The sequence below is a fragment of the Pseudomonas huaxiensis genome, from assembly GCF_003231275.1.
GTDB classification, from domain to species: domain Bacteria; phylum Pseudomonadota; class Gammaproteobacteria; order Pseudomonadales; family Pseudomonadaceae; genus Aquipseudomonas; species Aquipseudomonas huaxiensis.
Window position 1 is genome coordinate 44146 of record NZ_QKVL01000035.1, and the last position, 18170, is coordinate 62315.

Here is an 18170-nt window from a genome sequence, read left to right on the forward strand (position 1 = left end):
CCAAGGAGCCCCCTCATGGGCCTGTTGATCGACGGACGCTGGCACGACCAGTGGTACAAAAGCAGCAAGGACGGCGCCTTCGAGCGCGAAAACGCCCAACGCCGCAACGCCCTGCCCGCCCCTGAGGCCGGGCGTTATCACCTCTATGTGTCGCTGGCCTGCCCGTGGGCCCATCGCACCCTGATCCTGCGCAAGCTCAAGGGCCTGGAAAGCCTGATTGACGTGTCCGTGGTCAGTTGGCTGATGGGCGAACAGGGCTGGACCTTCGACAAGAGCCAGGGCTCCACCGGCGACAAACTCGACGGCCTCGACTTCCTGCACCAGCGCTACACCCGCGACGACCCGAACTACACCGGCCGCGTGACCGTACCGGTGCTGTGGGACAAGCAGGAGCAGCGCATCGTCAACAACGAGTCGTCGCAGATCATCCGCATCTTCAACAGCGATTTCGATGAACTGACCGGCAATCGCCGGGACCTCTATCCCGAACCGCTGCGGGCGAAGATCGACGCCCTCAACGAGCGCATTTATCCGGCAGTGAACAACGGCGTCTACCGCGCAGGCTTCGCCACCTCGCAAGCGGCCTACGAAGAAGCGTTCGATGCATTGTTCGCGGAACTGGATGCGCTGGAGCAGCTATTGGACGGGCAGCGCTATCTGGCCGGGGAATACCTGACCGAGGCCGATGTCCGCCTGTTCACCACCATCGTCCGCTTCGACGCGGTGTACCACGGCCACTTCAAGTGCAACCTGCGGCGCATCGAGGATTATCCGAACCTGAGCAACTGGCTGCGAGAGCTGTATCAATGGCCGGGCGTGGCCGAGACGGTGGACATGGAGCATATCCAGCGCCACTACTACATGAGCCACAAGACGATTAACCCGAACGGCATCGTGCCCAAGGGGCCGTTGCAGGACTTCGGGCGGGCGCATGATCGGGAAAGGTTGGTTGGGCGGGGGATCTGGGAGAGAACCGGTATCTGAAAACATCGCGATTGAACTGTGGGAGCCGGCTTGCCTGCGATTGCGCCAGACCAGACGACATCATCGCCTGTGTCGGCCTCATCGCCGGCAAGCCGGCTCCCACAGTAACTGAAAGGTCTTACTGAGCCCCTTCAAACCACTTCAGCTTCTCCCGCAACTGCACCACCTCTCCCACGATCACCAGCGTCGGCGCATGAACCTCATGCTCCGCCACCAGTTGCGGCAGGTCGGCCAGGGTGCCGGTGAAGACCCGCTGGTTCTTGGTAGTGCCCTGCTGAACCAACGCCGCCGGGGTATCGGCGGCGCGGCCGTGGCGGATCAGCTCGGAACAGATGGTCGGCAACCCCACCAGCCCCATATAGAACACCAGGGTCTGGGCCGGTGCGACCAGATCATCCCAAGGCAAATTGCTGGTGCCGTCCTTGAGGTGACCGGTCACGAAACGCACCGATTGGGCATAGTCGCGATGGGTCAGCGGAATCCCGGCATACGCCGAGCAACCACTGGCCGCCGTGATCCCAGGCACCACCTGGAACGGAATGCCCTGCTCCGCCAACTCCTCGATTTCCTCACCTCCGCGACCGAAGATGAACGGATCGCCGCCTTTCAAGCGCAGCACCCGCTTGCCCTGTCGGGCCAGGTCCACCAGTTGCTGGTTGATCTGATCCTGCGGTACGGAGTGATCGGCGCGGCGCTTGCCAACATAGATACGCTCGGCATCACGCCGGCACATCTCGATGATCGCCGGAGCGACCAAACGGTCGTACAGCACCACATCGGCTTGCTGCATCAGGCGTAGCGCGCGGAAGGTCAGCAGGTCCGGATCACCGGGACCGGCACCAACCAGATAGACCTCGCCAGCATTCTGCTGGGTAGCGCCATCCACCTTGGCCTGCAACAGGCGTTCGGCTTCGGCGCCCTGCCCGGCCAGTTGCCGCTCGGCGATCGGGCCCTGGAACACTTCTTCCCAGAAGCCGCGACGCTGATTGACGTCCGGATAGAGCCCCTTGACCCGCTCGCGAAAACGCGCGGCCAGACCGGCAAGCTCACCATAGGCGGCAGGAATCCAGGTCTCCAGACGGGCGCGGATCAACCGCGCCAGCACCGGGGCGTCGCCGCCACTGGACACTGCGACCACCAGTGGCGACCGGTCGACGATGGCCGGGAAGATCACCGAGCACAGCGCCGGCGCGTCCACCACGTTGACCGGTACGCAACGCCGCCGCGCGTCCGCAGAAACCTGGGCGTTGAGCGCCGGGTCGTCGGTGGCGGCGATGATCAGTTGGCAGTCATCCAGATCGCTTTCCTGATAGCCGCGGTCCAGGGTCTGGCCTCCACTGTGCCGAGCAAGCTCGGCCAGTTGCCCTTCGATCTCGGGCGCGACCACGCGCAGCCTGGCGCCGGCATCGGCCAGCAGGCGAGATTTGCGCAAGGCAATCTCGCCGCCGCCCACCACCAGCACCTGACTGCCACGCAAATTGTGGAACAGCGGCAAAAACTCCATTTAGCCGATGACCTCGAGGCCACCCATGTACGGCTTGAGGACGTCCGGCACACGGATGGTGCCGTCGGCCTGCTGGTAGTTCTCCAGCACCGCGACCAGGGTACGGCCGACCGCCAGGCCCGAGCCGTTGAGGGTGTGGACCAGCTCCGGCTTGCCGGTTTCCGGGTTGCGCCAGCGGGCCTGCATGCGGCGCGCCTGGAAATCACCGCAGTTGGAGCACGAGGAAATCTCGCGGTACTTGTCCTGGCTCGGCACCCAGACTTCCAGGTCGTAGGTCTTCACTGCACTGAAGCCCATGTCGCCGGTGCACAGCGCCAGCACGCGATACGGCAGCTCCAGCGCCTGCAGCACGCGCTCGGCGTTGCGGGTCAGGCCTTCCAGGGCTTCCATCGACGTGCTCGGCTCGACGATCTGGACCATCTCGACCTTGTCGAACTGGTGCTGGCGAATCATGCCGCGGGTATCACGGCCCGACGCGCCGGCTTCGCTGCGGAAGCACGGGGTGTGGGCGACGAACTTGATCGGCAGTTGCTTGGCGTCGACGATTTCGCCGGCGACGATGTTGGTCAGCGACACTTCGGCGGTCGGAATCAGGTAGAAATCGGCCTCGCCTTCGCGGCTGATCTTGAACAGGTCTTCCTCGAACTTCGGCAACTGGCCGGTGCCTTGCAGCGCCGGCGCCTGGACCAGGTACGGGGTGTAGGCCTCTTCGTAACCGTGCTCGTTGATGTGCAGGTTGATCATGAACTGCGCGAGGGCGCGGTGCAGGCGGGCAATCGGGCCGCGCAGCAGGGCAAAGCGCGCACCGGAGAGCTTGGCGGCGGTCTCGAAGTCCAAGTAGCCGTCGCGCTCGCCGAGGGCGACGTGGTCCTGGATCGGGAAATCGAACGCGCGCGGGGTACCCCAGCGGCGCACTTCGACGTTGCCGTCTTCATCCGCGCCCACCGGGACGCTGGCGTCCGGCAGGTTGGGCAGGGTCAGGAGGATCTGGTCCAGCTCGGACTGGATCGCGTCCAGCTCGACCTTGCCAGCGGCCAGTTCGCCCGCCATGCGTTCAACGTCCGCCATCAACGGCGCGATGTCTTCGCCCTTGGCCTTGGCCTGACCGATGGACTTGGAACGGGCGTTACGCTCGGCCTGCAGCTGTTCGGTCCGGGTCTGCACCGTCTTGCGGCGCTCTTCCAGGGACTCGATGCGCGCGACATCCAGGCTGAAGCCACGGGAGGCCAGGCGGTCCGCCACTTCCTGAAGTTGGCCGCGTAACAGTTTGGAATCGAGCATATCGTTCTCTCGTTATGTAGGTGTGGTTCAGATTCGGGTCAATGCCAGGCCGGCCCATGTCGCGAGCAGGCCGCCCAGCACGCTGGCCGCGGCATAGCCGAAAGCCAACGGCGCCTGCCCGCTTTCGAGCAGGCGCAGTGTGTCCAGTGAAAAAGATGAAAAGGTGGTCAGGCCGCCGACAAAACCGACGATAAGGCCCGCGCGGACCTCGATCGGCACGCCGGGCCGGGTCAGAAACAGGCCATAGAGTACGCCGATGATCAGGCAGCCCACCAGATTGACCGCCAGCGTAGCGAGATAGAAGTGCCGTGGCCAGTGGGCATTGACCCAGTTGCCGGTGGCAAAGCGCAGCAACGTGCCGGCCACGCCGGCGATGCTCACGGAGGCAATCAGTGCAATCACGGTTTTCTCCGCTGCCGTGGACTGGTCCGGTCCAGCTCGGCCAGGTGCTTGAGCTTCTCGCCAATCTTCAGTTCCAGGCCCCGCGGGACCGGCTGGTAATACTGGCGAGGTTCGAGTTCATCGGGGAAATAGTCTTCGCCAGCGGCATAAGCGTCCGGCTCGTCATGGGCGTAGCGGTATTCCTCGCCATAACCCAGTTGTTTCATCAGCTTGGTCGGCGCGTTGCGCAAGTGCAGCGGCACTTCCAGCGAACCATGCTCGGCGGCTTCGCGCAGCGCGGTCTTGAAGCCCATGTACACGGCGTTGCTCTTCGGCGCGCAGGCGAGGTAGGTGATGGCCTGGGCCACCGCCAGCTCGCCTTCCGGACTGCCGAGCCGCTCCTGCACGTCCCAGGCCGACAGGCACAGGCTCAGGGCACGCGGGTCAGCGTTGCCGATGTCTTCGCTGGCCATGCGCACCACGCGCCGGGCCAGGTACAGCGGATCGCAACCGCCGTCGAGCATCCGCGCAAACCAGTACAACGCAGCGTCCGGGTTGGAGCCGCGGATGGATTTGTGCAAAGCCGAGATCTGGTCGTAGAACGCTTCGCCGCCCTTGTCGAAACGCCGACGGCTGTCACCCAGCAGGCTCTGCAGCAGGTCGACGCCTATCTCGCCGCCGTCTTCGGCCAGATCCGAGGCGTTTTCGAGGAAGTTGAGCAGGCGCCGGCCATCACCATCGGCGGCGGCCAGCAGCATCTTGAACGCCTCATCGCCGAGGCTCAGATTGCGCTTGCCCAATCCGCGCTCCTCGGTCAGCGCACGCTGCGCCAGGCGGCGCAAGGCCTCCTCATCAAGGCTTTTGAGCACATACACCCGTGCCCGCGACAGCAGCGCGTTGTTCAACTCGAAAGAGGGGTTTTCGGTGGTCGCACCGATGAAAATCAGCGTTCCATCTTCAACATAGGGCAGGAATGCATCCTGCTGGGACTTGTTGAAGCGGTGCACTTCATCGACGAAGAGGATGGTCCGGCGCCCATACTGGGCCGCCTGCTGCTTGGCGATTTCCACCGCATGGCGGATTTCCTTGACCCCGGCGAGGACCGCCGACACCGTTTCGAAATGCGCGTCGCAGAACTGCGCCAGCAGCCGCGCCAGGGTCGTCTTGCCGACGCCGGGCGGGCCCCAGAAAATCATCGAATGCAGCGCACCCTGCTCCAGTGCCTCTCGCAGCGGCTTGCCGCGCGCCAGCAGGTGCTGCTGGCCGACGTATTCATCCAGGTTGAGCGCGCGCATGCGCGCGGCCAAGGGCTGGGATACCGGTTCACTGCGAAACAGGTCCATGGACGGCTGTACGACCTCTTACTCTTTGATCACATCCGCGCCAGCGGGGATGTCGAACTTGAACTTGCTGGCCGGCACCGGCTCGTTGGCCTTGACGCCGTTGAACAGGATGTTGGTGCGCGAGCCAGTGGTGTCGACCAGTTGCATGTCATTCACCAGGCCACGGCGGAAAGACAGGCGCAGGGAATCGAACAGACTGTCCTTGGTTTTCGGCTTGAGGGTGAAATCCATGACCTCGCCCTGCTCCTTCGAGGTGATATCGAAGCTCTGGCTGATCTTGGAAATATCACCGGAGAGCAACAGGGCCGGGGTCTGGGTCAGGCGCACGTCCAGTTTCTTGACGGTGGCCTGCTCCAGGTCCGGGTCCCACAGGGTAACGTTCTGGCCATCGGACACCACCACCTGCTCCTGCGGTGCGTCGGTGTGCCAGTAGAACAGGCCCGGGCGCTGGACCACCATCTGCCCGGCGGTTTCCTGCAACTGGGTGCCGCCGGCATCGAGGGTGAGCTGGGAGAAACGGGCTTCGATGGTCTTCGAGTTGTTCAACAACTGGCTCAGGCGCGCCACGTCTGCTTCGGCGGCAAAGGCCGAAACGCTGGACAGGCTCAAAGCGGAAACCAACATCATGCGAATCAGGCGCATGGCAATCCTCGTTGCAGAATGAATGAACCGGCGGGCATCGCTGCCCGCCGGCTGAATGGGGTATCAGTCCCGCGAAGGTCCCGGTGCCAGGACTTCACGTGAGCCGTTGGTGTTCATGGCGGTGACCACACCGGCCATTTCCATCGCTTCGATCATCCGCGCGGCGCGGTTGTAGCCGATCTTCAGCTTGCGCTGAACCGCGGAAATCGACGCGCGGCGGCTCTCCAGAACGAACTGCACGGCTTCGTCGTAGAGCGCATCGGTCTCGGCGTCGTCGCCGCCATCACCGCCACCGCCGCCATCAAAGCCGCTGCCGGCCTCTTCGACGCCGCTGAGAATGTCTTCGTTGTAGTCCGGTGCGCCACGCAGTTTCCAGGCTTCAACCACGCGATGCACCTCGTCGTCGGAGACGAAGGCGCCGTGCACGCGGATCGGCAGGCTGGTGCCGGGCGGCATGTAGAGCATGTCACCGTGACCGAGCAGTTGCTCGGCGCCACCCTGGTCGATGATGGTCCGCGAGTCGATCTTGCTGGAGACCTGGAACGCCATGCGGGTCGGGATGTTGGCCTTGATCAGACCGGTGATCACGTCCACCGACGGCCGCTGGGTCGCAAGAATCAGGTGGATACCGGCGGCACGCGCCTTCTGCGCGATCCGGGCGATCAGCTCTTCGACCTTCTTGCCGACGATCATCATCATGTCGGCGAATTCGTCCACCACCACCACGATGGTCGGCAGCGTTTTCAGCAGCGGTGGCACGTCGTCCATGCTCTCGCGGCGGAACATCGGGTCGTAGATCGGCTCGCCGGCTTCCTCGGCGTCCTTCACCTTGCGGTTGAAGCCTGCGAGGTTACGCACGCCCATGGCCGCCATCAGCTTGTAGCGCCGCTCCATCTCGGCAACGCTCCAGCGCAGGGCGTTGGCGGCGTCCTTCATGTCGGTGACCACCGGACACAGCAGGTGCGGAATGCCTTCGTAGATCGACAGTTCGAGCATCTTCGGGTCGATCATGATCAGCTTGGCGTCTTCCGGGCCCGACTTGAACAGGATCGACAGGATCATCGCGTTCACACCGACCGACTTACCGGAACCGGTGGTACCGGCCACCAGCAGGTGCGGCATCTTCGCAAGGTCCGTGATCACTGGCTTGCCGCCGATGTCGTGACCCAGGGCCATGGTGACCGGCGACTTGGCCTCGTCGTACTGCGGCGACGACAGCACTTCGGAGAAGCGCACGATCTGCCGGTCCTCGTTGGGGATTTCGATACCGACGGTGGTCTTGCCGGGAATCACCTCGACCACCCGCACACTGGTTACCGCCAGCGAGCGCGCAAGGTCCTTGGCCAGGTTGGCGATACGGCTGACCTTGACCCCGGCCGCCGGCTGGATTTCGTAACGGGTGATCACCGGCCCCGGATGGATCGAATCCACCGAGACTTCGACACCGAATTCCTTCAGCTTGATTTCCAGCAGATGACCGACAGCCGCCAGGGATTCGGGCGAGCGGTTGACCTGCTTCTTCTCGGCGGGATCGAGGATGGAGATCGGCGGCAGCGTGCCTTCCACAGCGCTGTCGACGAACAGCGGCGCCTGCTTCTCTTTCTGCACGCGCTTGCTCGGTTCCGGCGCCGGAGCTGCCGCAGGCATGATGACTGGCGGGGCTTTCTGCTCGCGCTCGGCCACATGCTTGGTAAGGGCCTGATCGCGCTCGATGATGCGTTCGCGGGCCTTTACCTGCTCGCGACGATCGGGGACGGTGGGGGCAACCACGTCATTGACCTGCTCGTCGACCTCGCGCAGTTGCGCAACCAGTTGCTTGCGTTCATTGCGTGCGCTCCACCAGCGGTTGGCGGCGCCCTGAATCAATTCGAAGAGATCGAGGGTGATCTTGCCGGTGATGTCCATCACCTTGAACCACGACAGGTCGGTGAACACTGTCAGGCCAAACAGGAACAGGGCGATGAACATCAGGGTACTGCCCTGCACGTTCAGCGCATTCTTGGCCAGGTCACCGAGGCTTTCGCCCAGCGCGCCGCCCGCCGAGGCCGGCAGGCTGGGTGCGGAATGGAAATGAATGTGCGCCAGCGCGGCGCCGGACAGTACCAGGAACACCAGGCCGATCAGCCGCCAGGAGAACAGCCAGCCGCTCCACTGCCAGGGCTGGTGGCGCTCGCGGAAGATCTGCCAGGTCTTGATCGCCAGCAGCAGCGGGAAGATGTAGGCGAAATAACCCAGCACCATGAACAGGACGTCGGCAAAGAAGGCGCCTGCACGGCCTGCGGCGTTCTGCACCTGGTCGACGTTGCTGGTATGGCTGAAGCCCGGGTCGGCCTGGTCGTAGGTCAGCAAAGCCATCCACAGGTAGAGGCACAAGGCGCCCATGGCAATCAGGGCACCTTCCTTGAGCCTGTAATGCAACTGCTGGCGCCAGAGCGGCTCGGGATTGGGTGTTGCTGTGGGTTTCTTCAAAACTGGTCTATTCCTGCGCTTTTTGCGCGTCCAACCGTGATTGACCAACGGGCGCGGTCAACAAATCACTACTTTTAACATTACTGCCGACCTATCGCTATCGCGGCTCGGCGGATCGAACGGTCAGGCGGGTCAATTTCCCATGCAACAATTTGAGCACGCATTTTCTTTTGTGACAAAGGCTTATGCGGGGTTTTTGCGTAGTTGGGACAACTGCCCCCTGGTTAAGTTGCGCAAGAAGCAATTCGCCATCAGTTACACGGGACAAAAGCCTCTACCGTGCTTGTTCGAGAAGGCGCCGGCGGGCTTGTCCCGCGGGGCTTTTTCGGGTCATGCTGGGCGCCCTCCCCTTCCCTCGGCGGCGCGACCGAATAACGATGCTGACCTGGCTCAACCGCAACACCCTGGACTTCCCTCCTCTGGAAAAAGCCCTGCGAGAACCCAACGGCCTGCTCGCCGCCGGCGGCGACCTGCGCCCCGAGCGCCTGGTGCAAGCCTATCGCCACGGCTGCTTTCCCTGGTATCAGGATGGCCAGCCGATCCTGTGGTGGTCGCCGGACCCGCGCACTGTGCTGTTTCCCGACGAGTTGCACGTGTCCCGCTCGCTGCGCAAGTTCATGCGCCAGGCGCGCTATGAGGTCAGTTTCGATCAGGACTTCAGCGCAGTGATCCAGGCCTGCGCCGCGCCGCGCAGCTACGCCGACGGCACCTGGATCACCGACAACATGCAGGCGGCCTATGTCGAGCTGCATCGCCAGGGCCTCGCGCACTCCGTGGAGGTGCGCCAGGACGGCGAACTGGTCGGCGGGCTCTATGGCCTGGCGATGGGCCGGCTGTTTTTCGGCGAATCCATGTTCAGCCGGGCCGACAACGCGTCCAAGGTCGGCTTCGTGACGCTGGTCGAACACCTGCGTGAGGCGGGATTCGTCCTCATTGACTGTCAGATGCCGACCGAGCACCTGCACAGCCTTGGCGCACGCGCTATCGCCCGTGCGACCTTCGCCGATTACCTGCGCCAGTACCTGGACCAGCCCAATCGCGCCACCTGGATCTGCCAGCGAGCCGTTTGCTAGGCGAGTTTTCAGAGCTGGCTTACACTTAGAAAAAACACCTGCCGAGGGGTTGATCATGACTGAGTTGGCGCGGTTGAAGTTCTATGCCACTCAACCCCATGCCTGCAGCTACCTGCCTGACGAGCAAGCCACCACGCTGTTTCTCGATCCGAGCCAGCCGATGGACGCCAACGTCTACGCGGACCTGTCGGAAATGGGCTTTCGCCGCAGCGGCGACCACCTGTACCGACCCCATTGCCAGAATTGCAATGCCTGCGTGCCTGCACGCATCCCGGCTGCGCGCTTTACCCCCAATCGCCAGCAGAAACGCATCATCAAGCGCAACGCCGACCTGGTGGTGAGCCCCGCCCGCCCTTCGTTCAACGAGGAGTACTTCGACCTCTACCGACGCTACATCGAGCAGCGCCATGCTGACGGTGACATGTACCCTCCAAGTCGCGACCAGTTTTCGACCTTTCTGGTCCGGGACCTGCCATTCTCCCGTTTCTACGAGTTCCGCCTGGACGGCAAACTGGTCGCTATCGCGGTGACCGACCTGCTGCCCAACGGACTTTCGGCGGTCTACACCTTCTACGAACCTACAGAAGAACGCCGCAGCCTCGGCCGTTATGCCATCCTGTGGCAGATCGGCGAAACCCTGCGCCTTGGTCTCGATGCCGTTTACCTTGGCTACTGGATCAAGAACTGCAAAAAAATGAACTACAAGACCCAATACCGCCCCATTGAACTGCTGATCAACCAGCGCTGGGTCACCCTGAACTGAAAACCTTGGCTTGACCTCCATTTTTCGGGCACAATGCACGCCACTTTTTGTAGCTGGGTACTTCTGTGCCGGGCCATAACTGAACACCGAGGGCTTTACTGCATGTCGAAAGAAGACAGCTTCGAAATGGAAGGCACTGTCGTCGACACCCTGCCCAACACCATGTTCCGCGTGGAGTTGGAAAACGGGCACGTCGTAACCGCGCACATCTCCGGAAAGATGCGCAAGAACTACATTCGTATCCTTACTGGTGACAAGGTCCGCGTCGAGCTGACGCCTTACGACCTCAGCAAAGGCCGCATCACTTACCGCGCCCGCTAAAGTCGATACGAAAAAAGCCCGGCAATCGCCGGGCTTTTTTTCGTATCGAAGAAAGCAGTGAGCCTGCTGCGGGGGCGAACCCCCGCGAGCAAGCCATCAGGCCATTTCGGCCGTGGTCTCGAAATCGAAGACCAGTTCGCCGTCGCGGATGTCGATGTGCACCACACCGCCATGGTCGGCCAGTTCCCCGAACAGGATTTCCTCGGCCAGCGGCCGCTTGATCTTGTCCTGGATAAGCCGGGCCATTGGACGAGCCCCCATCTGCGCATCGTAGCCGCCAACCGCCAGCCAGCTGCGCGCTGCATCGGACACTTCCAGCAGGACACGCTTGTCCTCCAGTTGCGCCTGCAGCTCGGTGAGGAACTTGTCCACCACGCTCTTGATCGTCTCGTGAGTCAGGCGACCAAACTGGATGATGGTGTCCAGGCGGTTGCGGAACTCCGGCGTGAAGCTCTTCTTGATCACTTCCATCGCATCGGACGAGTGATCCTGATGCGTGAAACCGATAGAAGCACGCGCCGCAGTCTCAGCACCGGCGTTAGTGGTCATGATCACGATCACGTTGCGGAAGTCCGCCTTGCGCCCGTTGTTGTCCGTCAAGGTGCCGTGGTCCATGACCTGCAACAGCAGGTTGAAGACTTCCGGATGCGCTTTTTCGATCTCATCGAGCAACAGCACGCAGTGCGGCTGCTTGGTGATGGCTTCGGTCAGCAATCCACCCTGGTCGAAACCGACATAACCCGGAGGCGCACCAATCAGGCGCGATACGGTATGCCGTTCCATGTACTCCGACATGTCGAAGCGAACCAGCTCGACACCCAGCGCCTTGGCCAGTTGCCGCGCCACCTCGGTCTTGCCCACGCCGGTCGGACCGGAGAACAGGAAGGAGCCGACAGGTTTGTCCGGCGCTTTCAGACCGGCACGCGAGAGCTTGATTGCAGTGGCCAGTGAGTCGATCGCCGCGTCCTGACCGAACACGGTCAGCTTAAGGTCACGCTCCAGGTTGCGCAGCAGTTCCTTGTCGGAGCTGGTGACGTGCTTCGGCGGAATACGGGCGATTTTCGCCACAATGTCTTCGACCTGCTGCACTTCGATGCGCTTGACCCGTGCCTCGACCGGTTGCAGACGCTGGTAGGCGCCCGCCTCGTCGATCACATCGATGGCTTTGTCCGGCATGTGCCGGTCATTGATGTAGCGCGCTGCCAACTCGGCCGCTGCACGCAGGGCCTCGTCGCTGTACTCGATGCTGTGGTGGGACTCGAAACGCCCCTTCAGCCCGCGCAGGATGCCCACGGTGTCTTCGACCGACGGCTCGCTGACATCGACCTTCTGGAAGCGCCGCGCCAAGGCACGGTCCTTCTCGAAGATGCCACGAAACTCCTGGAAGGTCGTGGAACCGATGCAGCGGATGTCGCCAGAGGACAACAGCGGCTTGAGCAGGTTGGAGGCATCCATCACACCGCCGGATGCCGCGCCGGCACCGATGATGGTGTGGATTTCATCGATGAACAGAATCGCCTGCGGACGCTTGCGCAGTTCACCCAGGAGCGCCTTAAAGCGCTTCTCGAAGTCGCCGCGGTACTTGGTGCCGGCCAGCAAGGCACCAAGGTCGAGGGAGTAGACCACGCTCTGGGACAGCAGATCAGGCACCTGGCCATCGACGATGCGCTTGGCCAGGCCTTCGGCGATAGCCGTCTTGCCGACACCGGCCTCACCCACCAACAGCGGGTTGTTCTTGCGCCGACGCGCGAGGATCTGCGCCACACGCTCGACTTCGCTTTCGCGCCCGACCAGCGGATCGATACGGCCCTGACGAGCGAGTTCGTTGAGGTTGCTGGCGTAGGCATCCAGGGGATTACTCGACGACGAGGTTTCGCCGCCGTCTTCGTCCTGCATTTCCTGCTCGCCTTCGGGGTGTTCGCCGTGGCCCGGCACTTTGGAAATGCCGTGTGCGATGTAGTTGACTACATCGATGCGAGCCACGCTTTGTTGCTTGAGAAGGAATACAGCCTGGCTTTCCTGCTCGCTGAAAATGGCCACCAGTACGTTGGCGCCGGTCACTTCACGCTTGCCCGAGCTCTGTACATGGAAGACGGCACGCTGCAGCACACGCTGGAAGCCCAGGGTTGGCTGGGTTTCACGGTCCTCGTCATGGACGGGGATCAGTGGCGTGGTGGAGTCGATGAACTCCTGCAGATCGTGTTTGAGTTTGTCGATATTCGCACCGCACGCGCGCAAAACAGTCGCGGCGGCCTCGTTGTCCAGCAATGCCAGCAGAAGGTGCTCAACCGTCATGAACTCATGACGCTTGGAACGGGCCTCCTTGAAGGCCAGATTGAGGGTGACTTCGAGCTCGCGGTTTAACATAGCTTCACCTCATACCCAAGTGGTCGGCGATTAACCGTCCTTCTCGATTTCACAGAGTAGCGGATGCTGGCTTTCCCTTGCGTATTGGTTGACCTGCATGGCCTTGGTCTCGGCGATGTCACGGGTAAACAATCCGCACACTGCCCGTCCCTCGGTGTGGACGGCCAGCATGACCTTGGTCGCCAGCTCGCGGTTCAGGTTAAAAAACACCTCGAGCACTTCGACGACGAAATCCATCGGCGTGTAGTCATCGTTGAACAAAACCACCTTGTACATCGGTGGCGCCTGCAGCGCCGGCTTGGCTTCCTGTACGGCCAGGCCAGCACCATCGTCCTCATGCGATTGCGGGCGATCCTGATTGAATGTTAGTCGAATCTGGCTATGTGCATGCATGGAAAGAATTTCATCATTTCGACAGGTTAGGGTTGAGGTTTGACCGCTTGAACCGACGCCGGGCGACAGCCGTCGCCTGACCTTGACTATCAGCAAAACGGTGTTACAACCAATAAGAACCCACCGTGGTCAATAAAGGTCCGCGCAGTCAACCAGAATTTTCGCAGGTTATATGCGGATGGAGTGGATGATACTCCAGTGATGGAGTCCTTTGCAGAGGGATATGAGGATGGCAAGCGGTAAAGTCAAGTGGTTCAACAATGCCAAGGGCTATGGCTTCATCAATGAAGAAGGCAAGACCGAGGATCTGTTCGCTCACTATTCGGCAATCAAGATGGACGGTTATAAAACACTGAAAGCCGGACAAGCCGTGACTTTCGACATCATCCAGGGCCCCAAGGGACTTCATGCCGTGGACATCTGCGACAAGGCCGCCACAGCGGAGGCCAAGAACGCAAACCCGATCACCGCCGACGCCTGACCTTCAACGCGGCGAAAAAAAACCGGCCAACCTCGTCATACGGGTTGGCCGGTTTTTCATGCCGCTTACATGTGCTTGATCAGCGCCTCACCGAAGCCCGACGACGAAACCAGGGTCGCGCCTTCCATCAGACGTTCGAAGTCATAGGTCACCGTCTTGGCCCGGATCGCGCCGTTGGTGCCCTTGATGATCAGGTCAGCCGCTTCGGTCCAGCCGAGGTGGCGCAGCATCATTTCAGCGGAGAGGATCACTGAACCTGGGTTCACCTGGTCCTTGCCCGCGTATTTCGGCGCGGTGCCGTGGGTGGCTTCGAACATTGCCACGGTGTCAGACAGGTTGGCGCCCGGCGCAATGCCGATACCACCGACCTCGGCCGCCAGGGCGTCGGACAGGTAGTCACCATTGAGGTTGAGGGTCGCGATCACGTCGTACTCGGCCGGACGCAGCAGGATCTGCTGCAGCATGGCGTCGGCAATGGCGTCCTTGACGATCACTTCACGGCCGGTGTTCGGGTTCTTGAACTTCATCCACGGGCCGCCATCGAGCAGCTCGGCGCCGAATTCGTTCTTCGCCACCTCGTAGCCCCAATCCTTGAAGGCACCTTCGGTGAACTTCATGATGTTGCCTTTATGGACGATGGTCAGCGACTTGCGGTCATTGTCCACGACGTACTGCAGGGCTTTGCGCACCAGGCGCTGGGTACCCTCTTTCGAGACAGGCTTGATGCCGATGCCGCAATCCTGGTCGAAACGGATCTTGGTGACGCCCATTTCCTCCTTGAGGAACTTGATGACCTTGTTGGCCTCGGGCGAACCGGCTTTCCATTCGATACCGGCGTAGATGTCTTCGGAGTTCTCGCGGAAGATCACCATGTCGACATCGCCCGGCTTCTTCACGGGGCTAGGGACGCCGTCGAACCAGACGACAGGACGCAGACACACGTACAGGTCAAGCTGCTGGCGCAGCGCCACGTTCAGCGAGCGGATGCCGCCACCGACCGGCGTGGTCAGCGGGCCCTTGATGGAAACCACGTAATCCTTCACCGCGTCGAGGGTTTCCTGGGGTAGCCAGGTGTCCTGGTCATAGACCTGGGTGGCCTTTTCGCCGGCATAGACTTCCATCCAGGAAATCTTGCGCTTGCCGCCGTAAGCCTTCTCGACCGCAGCGTCGACCACCTTGATCATGACCGGGGAAACGTCTACCCCGATGCCGTCGCCTTCAATGAACGGGATGATCGGATTGTCTGGAACATTGAGAGAATGGTCTGCGTTGACGGTGATTTTGTCGCCGACTGCCGGAACCTCGATTTTCTGGTATCCCATGCTGCACTCCGCTTTTTTTGGTTTGTAGTCTTCATGCAATCCCCAGAGCCTAACCCAGTTGACGGCGAACGGAAACCTTGCCCACAAAACCGTCACAAAGCCGAAAAAAGCTCTACATCTTTCGTCTATAAATGGTCATCCGACATCTTCGTCTTGATGATTAGGACCAAGGAATTGGTATACTGCGCCGGTGACTCAAGGGTCACTTGGGGGCGAGATGTCCGCTACAGGTCCCGCTGCCCCGACAAGACTGAGCTGTTACCGCGGTTCAGCCGTTTGACACTCGACTGATGCAATCCACCATCACAGCCCTGGATCCTCGACTTTCCGCTCATGGATGTGTCTGAGCGAAGCGCTTACCCTGCGCGCCCTACCGAGATCCCGAGCACGCTCAGCAAAACAGAGAGTTAACCCGAATATGTCCACCCGATCCAAGATCATCTACACCTTCACCGACGAAGCCCCGGCACTCGCCACCTACTCGCTGCTCCCCATCGTCGAAGCCTTCACCGCTACTGCCGACATCGCAGTAGAAACCCGGGACATCTCTCTCGCCGCCCGTCTCCTCTCCGCCTTCCCAGAACAACTCGGCGCCGAAAAGCAAGTGGCCGACCATCTGGCGGAACTGGGACAACTGGCGACAACCCCGGAAGCCAACATCATCAAGCTGCCGAACATCAGCGCCTCGGTTCCACAACTGAAGGCCGCGATCAAGGAGCTGCAAGCCAAGGGCTTCAACATTCCGGACTACCCGGAAGCACCGGCCAACGACGCCGAGAAAGAAGCCAAGGCACGCTACGACCGCATCAAGGGCAGCGCCGTGAACCCGGTTCTGCGCGAGGGCAACTCTGACCGCCGCGCACCACTGTCGGTCAAGAACTACGCCCGCAAACACCCGCACAAGATGGGTGCCTGGGCCGCTGACTCGAAGTCCCATGTCGCTCACATGAGCAACGGCGACTTCTACGGCAGCGAAAAAGCCGCCCTCATCGAAGCCGATGACAGCCTGCGTATCGAATTGCTGGGCAAAGACGGTTCCACCACCGTCCTGAAAGAAAAAACCTCGGTCAAGGCCGGCGAAATCATCGATTGCGCCGTACTGAGCACCAAGGCCCTGCGCGCCTTCATCGCCGCTGAAATCGAAGACGCCAAGGCTCAGGGCGTGCTGCTGTCGGTTCACCTGAAAGCCACCATGATGAAAGTCTCCGACCCAATCATGTTCGGCCAGATCGTTGCCGAGTACTACGCGGACGCGCTGAACAAGAACGCCGCCATCCTTGAGCAGATCGGTTTCAACCTGAACAACGGCATCGGCGACCTGTACGCCCGCATCAAGAACCTGCCAGCCGAGCAGCAGGCGCAGATCGAAGCCGACATCCAGGCTGTCTATGCCATCCGCCCTGCGCTGGCCATGGTCAACTCCGACAAGGGCATCACCAACCTGCACGTGCCGAGCGACGTTATCGTCGACGCCTCGATGCCGGCGATGATCCGCGACTCGGGCAAGATGTGGAACACCGAAGGCCAGCTGCAAGACACCAAGGCTGTCATTCCTGACCGCTGCTACGCGACCATCTACCAGGCCGTGATCGAAGACTGCAAGAAACACGGCGCCTTCGACCCGACCACCATGGGCAGCGTACCGAACGTCGGCCTGATGGCGCAGAAAGCCGAAGAGTACGGTTCTCACGACAAGACCTTCCAGGCCAAGGCCGATGGCGTCATCCGCGTACTGGACGGCCAGGGCAACCTGCTGCTGCAACAGGACGTCGAAGCCGGCGACATCTTCCGCATGTGCCAGACCAAGGACGCGCCGATCCAGGACTGGGTCAAGCTCGCCGTCAACCGCGCTCGCGCCAGCAACACTCCAGCGCTGTTCTGGCTCGACCCGCAACGCGCCCACGACGGCGTGCTGATCGAGAAAGTCCAGAAGTACCTGAAAGACCACGACACCGCTGGCCTGGACATCCGTGTCCTGTCGCCGGTCGAGGCGATGAAGGTTTCGCTGCAGCGTATCCGCGCCGGCCAGGACACCATCTCGGTGACCGGTAACGTGCTGCGCGACTACCTGACCGACCTGTTCCCGATCATGGAGCTGGGCACCAGCGCCAAGATGCTGTCGATCGTTCCGCTGATGAACAACGGCGGCCTGTTCGAAACCGGCGCCGGTGGTTCGGCTCCGAAACACGTACAGCAACTGGTCGAAGAGAACTTCCTGCGCTGGGACTCGCTGGGCGAATTCCTGGCACTGGCTGCTTCCCTGGAACACCTGGGCAACACCTACGCCAACCCGAAAGCCAAGGTACTGGCTGCCACCCTGGACCAGGCCACCGGCCAGTTCCTGGACAGCAACAAGTCCCCTGCGCGCAAGGTCGGCAGCATCGACAACCGCGGTAGCCACTTCTACCTGACCCTGTACTGGGCCCAGGCACTGGCTGCACAGACTGAAGATGCCGCACTGCAGGCACGCTTCACTCCGCTGGCCAAAGCCCTGGCTGAGAACGAAGCGACCATCGTCGCCGAGCTCAACGCCGTTCAAGGCAAGCCCGTCGAAATCGGTGGCTACTACTTCCCCGATGCCGAGCTGACCAGCAAGGTGATGCGCCCAAGCCAGACCCTGAACAGCGCGATTGCCGCACTCTAAGGTTCGCTTGACGTAACATCGGAAGCCCCGGCCACGCACCGGGGCTTCTGCTTTCTGCGCTAGGCTCTGCATGAAAAGCCTTCAGACGAAGGTCAGGCAAGGCGAAAACAGCCGAGGAAGCGGAGTTTACGGGCTGTAAATGAGCATTCCGAGGCTGTTTTCAACGCAGCATCACCGAGTATCAAGGCTTTTCATACAGAGC

General features: G+C 61.6%; 15 protein-coding genes. 6 read left to right on the top strand and 9 right to left on the bottom strand.

What is annotated here, in order from left to right; translation table 11 throughout:
* Positions 1-15 precede the first annotated feature (15 nt).
* Positions 16-984, top strand: a complete 969-nt coding sequence (locus DM374_RS25825; protein ID WP_110972424.1) for a glutathione S-transferase family protein — start codon at positions 16-18, stop codon at positions 982-984.
* A 118-nt stretch (positions 985-1102) separates the two neighbouring features.
* Here DM374_RS25825 and cysG read toward each other — a convergent pair whose 3' ends face one another.
* The 6 genes from cysG to ftsK form a co-directional block, all read right to left on the bottom strand.
* On the bottom strand, positions 1103-2488 hold the full coding sequence (cysG, locus tag DM374_RS25830) for a siroheme synthase CysG (protein WP_110972425.1): 1386 nt from the start codon (positions 2486-2488) through the stop codon (positions 1103-1105).
* On the bottom strand, positions 2489-3769 hold the full coding sequence (gene serS, locus DM374_RS25835) for a serine--tRNA ligase (RefSeq protein ID WP_110972426.1): 1281 nt from the start codon (positions 3767-3769) through the stop codon (positions 2489-2491).
* 27 nt (positions 3770-3796) lie between these two features.
* Positions 3797-4171: a fluoride efflux transporter CrcB gene (gene crcB / locus DM374_RS25840; RefSeq protein ID WP_110972427.1), complete on the bottom strand. Its 375-nt coding sequence runs from the start codon at positions 4169-4171 to the stop codon at positions 3797-3799.
* The gene (locus DM374_RS25845; RefSeq protein WP_095157300.1) at positions 4168-5493 is read right to left on the bottom strand and encodes a replication-associated recombination protein A; all 1326 of its coding nucleotides are present in this window, start codon (positions 5491-5493) and stop codon (positions 4168-4170) included. The genes crcB and DM374_RS25845 overlap by 4 nt, the downstream gene beginning before the upstream one ends.
* A gap of 18 nt (positions 5494-5511) precedes the next feature.
* A complete protein-coding gene (lolA, locus tag DM374_RS25850) occupies positions 5512-6135 on the bottom strand; it encodes an outer membrane lipoprotein chaperone LolA (protein ID WP_110972428.1) in 624 nt (207 codons plus the stop codon).
* Between the two features lie 63 nt (positions 6136-6198).
* Positions 6199-8604, bottom strand: a complete 2406-nt coding sequence (gene ftsK / locus DM374_RS25855; RefSeq protein ID WP_110972429.1) for a DNA translocase FtsK — start codon at positions 8602-8604, stop codon at positions 6199-6201.
* A gap of 377 nt (positions 8605-8981) precedes the next feature.
* Between ftsK and aat the strand changes: the two genes are divergently transcribed.
* The 3 genes from aat (at position 8982) to infA (ending at position 10761) form a co-directional block, all read left to right on the top strand.
* The gene (gene aat / locus DM374_RS25860) at positions 8982-9677 is read left to right on the top strand and encodes a leucyl/phenylalanyl-tRNA--protein transferase (protein WP_110972430.1); all 696 of its coding nucleotides are present in this window, start codon (positions 8982-8984) and stop codon (positions 9675-9677) included.
* 55 nt (positions 9678-9732) lie between these two features.
* Positions 9733-10440 carry an arginyltransferase gene (locus DM374_RS25865; protein WP_110972431.1) on the top strand — a complete coding sequence of 236 codons (708 nt, stop codon included), beginning with the start codon at positions 9733-9735 and terminating at the stop codon, positions 10438-10440.
* Positions 10441-10542: 102 nt separating this feature from the next.
* Positions 10543-10761 carry a translation initiation factor IF-1 gene (gene infA / locus DM374_RS25870; protein WP_002553999.1) on the top strand — a complete coding sequence of 73 codons (219 nt, stop codon included), beginning with the start codon at positions 10543-10545 and terminating at the stop codon, positions 10759-10761.
* A gap of 96 nt (positions 10762-10857) precedes the next feature.
* On the opposite strand, the gene clpA is transcribed toward infA, so the two are convergent.
* Both clpA and clpS read right to left on the bottom strand, forming a co-directional pair.
* Entirely contained in the window at positions 10858-13128 is a 2271-nt protein-coding gene (gene clpA / locus DM374_RS25875; protein ID WP_110972432.1) for an ATP-dependent Clp protease ATP-binding subunit ClpA, read from the bottom strand.
* A gap of 30 nt (positions 13129-13158) precedes the next feature.
* Entirely contained in the window at positions 13159-13521 is a 363-nt protein-coding gene (clpS, locus tag DM374_RS25880; RefSeq protein WP_045188377.1) for an ATP-dependent Clp protease adapter ClpS, read from the bottom strand.
* A gap of 229 nt (positions 13522-13750) precedes the next feature.
* On the opposite strand from clpS, the gene cspD reads away from it, so the two are divergent.
* Positions 13751-14002, top strand: coding sequence for a cold shock domain-containing protein CspD (cspD, locus tag DM374_RS25885; protein WP_110972433.1), 252 nt, complete (start codon positions 13751-13753; stop codon positions 14000-14002).
* Positions 14003-14067: 65 nt separating this feature from the next.
* On the opposite strand, the gene icd is transcribed toward cspD, so the two are convergent.
* Entirely contained in the window at positions 14068-15324 is a 1257-nt protein-coding gene (icd, locus tag DM374_RS25890; protein ID WP_095157286.1) for an NADP-dependent isocitrate dehydrogenase, read from the bottom strand.
* Between the two features lie 418 nt (positions 15325-15742).
* Between icd and DM374_RS25895 the strand changes: the two genes are divergently transcribed.
* Positions 15743-17968 (top strand): NADP-dependent isocitrate dehydrogenase, encoded by a 2226-nt coding sequence (locus DM374_RS25895; RefSeq protein WP_110972434.1) that lies wholly within the window; start codon positions 15743-15745, stop codon positions 17966-17968.
* Positions 17969-18170 lie beyond the last annotated feature (202 nt).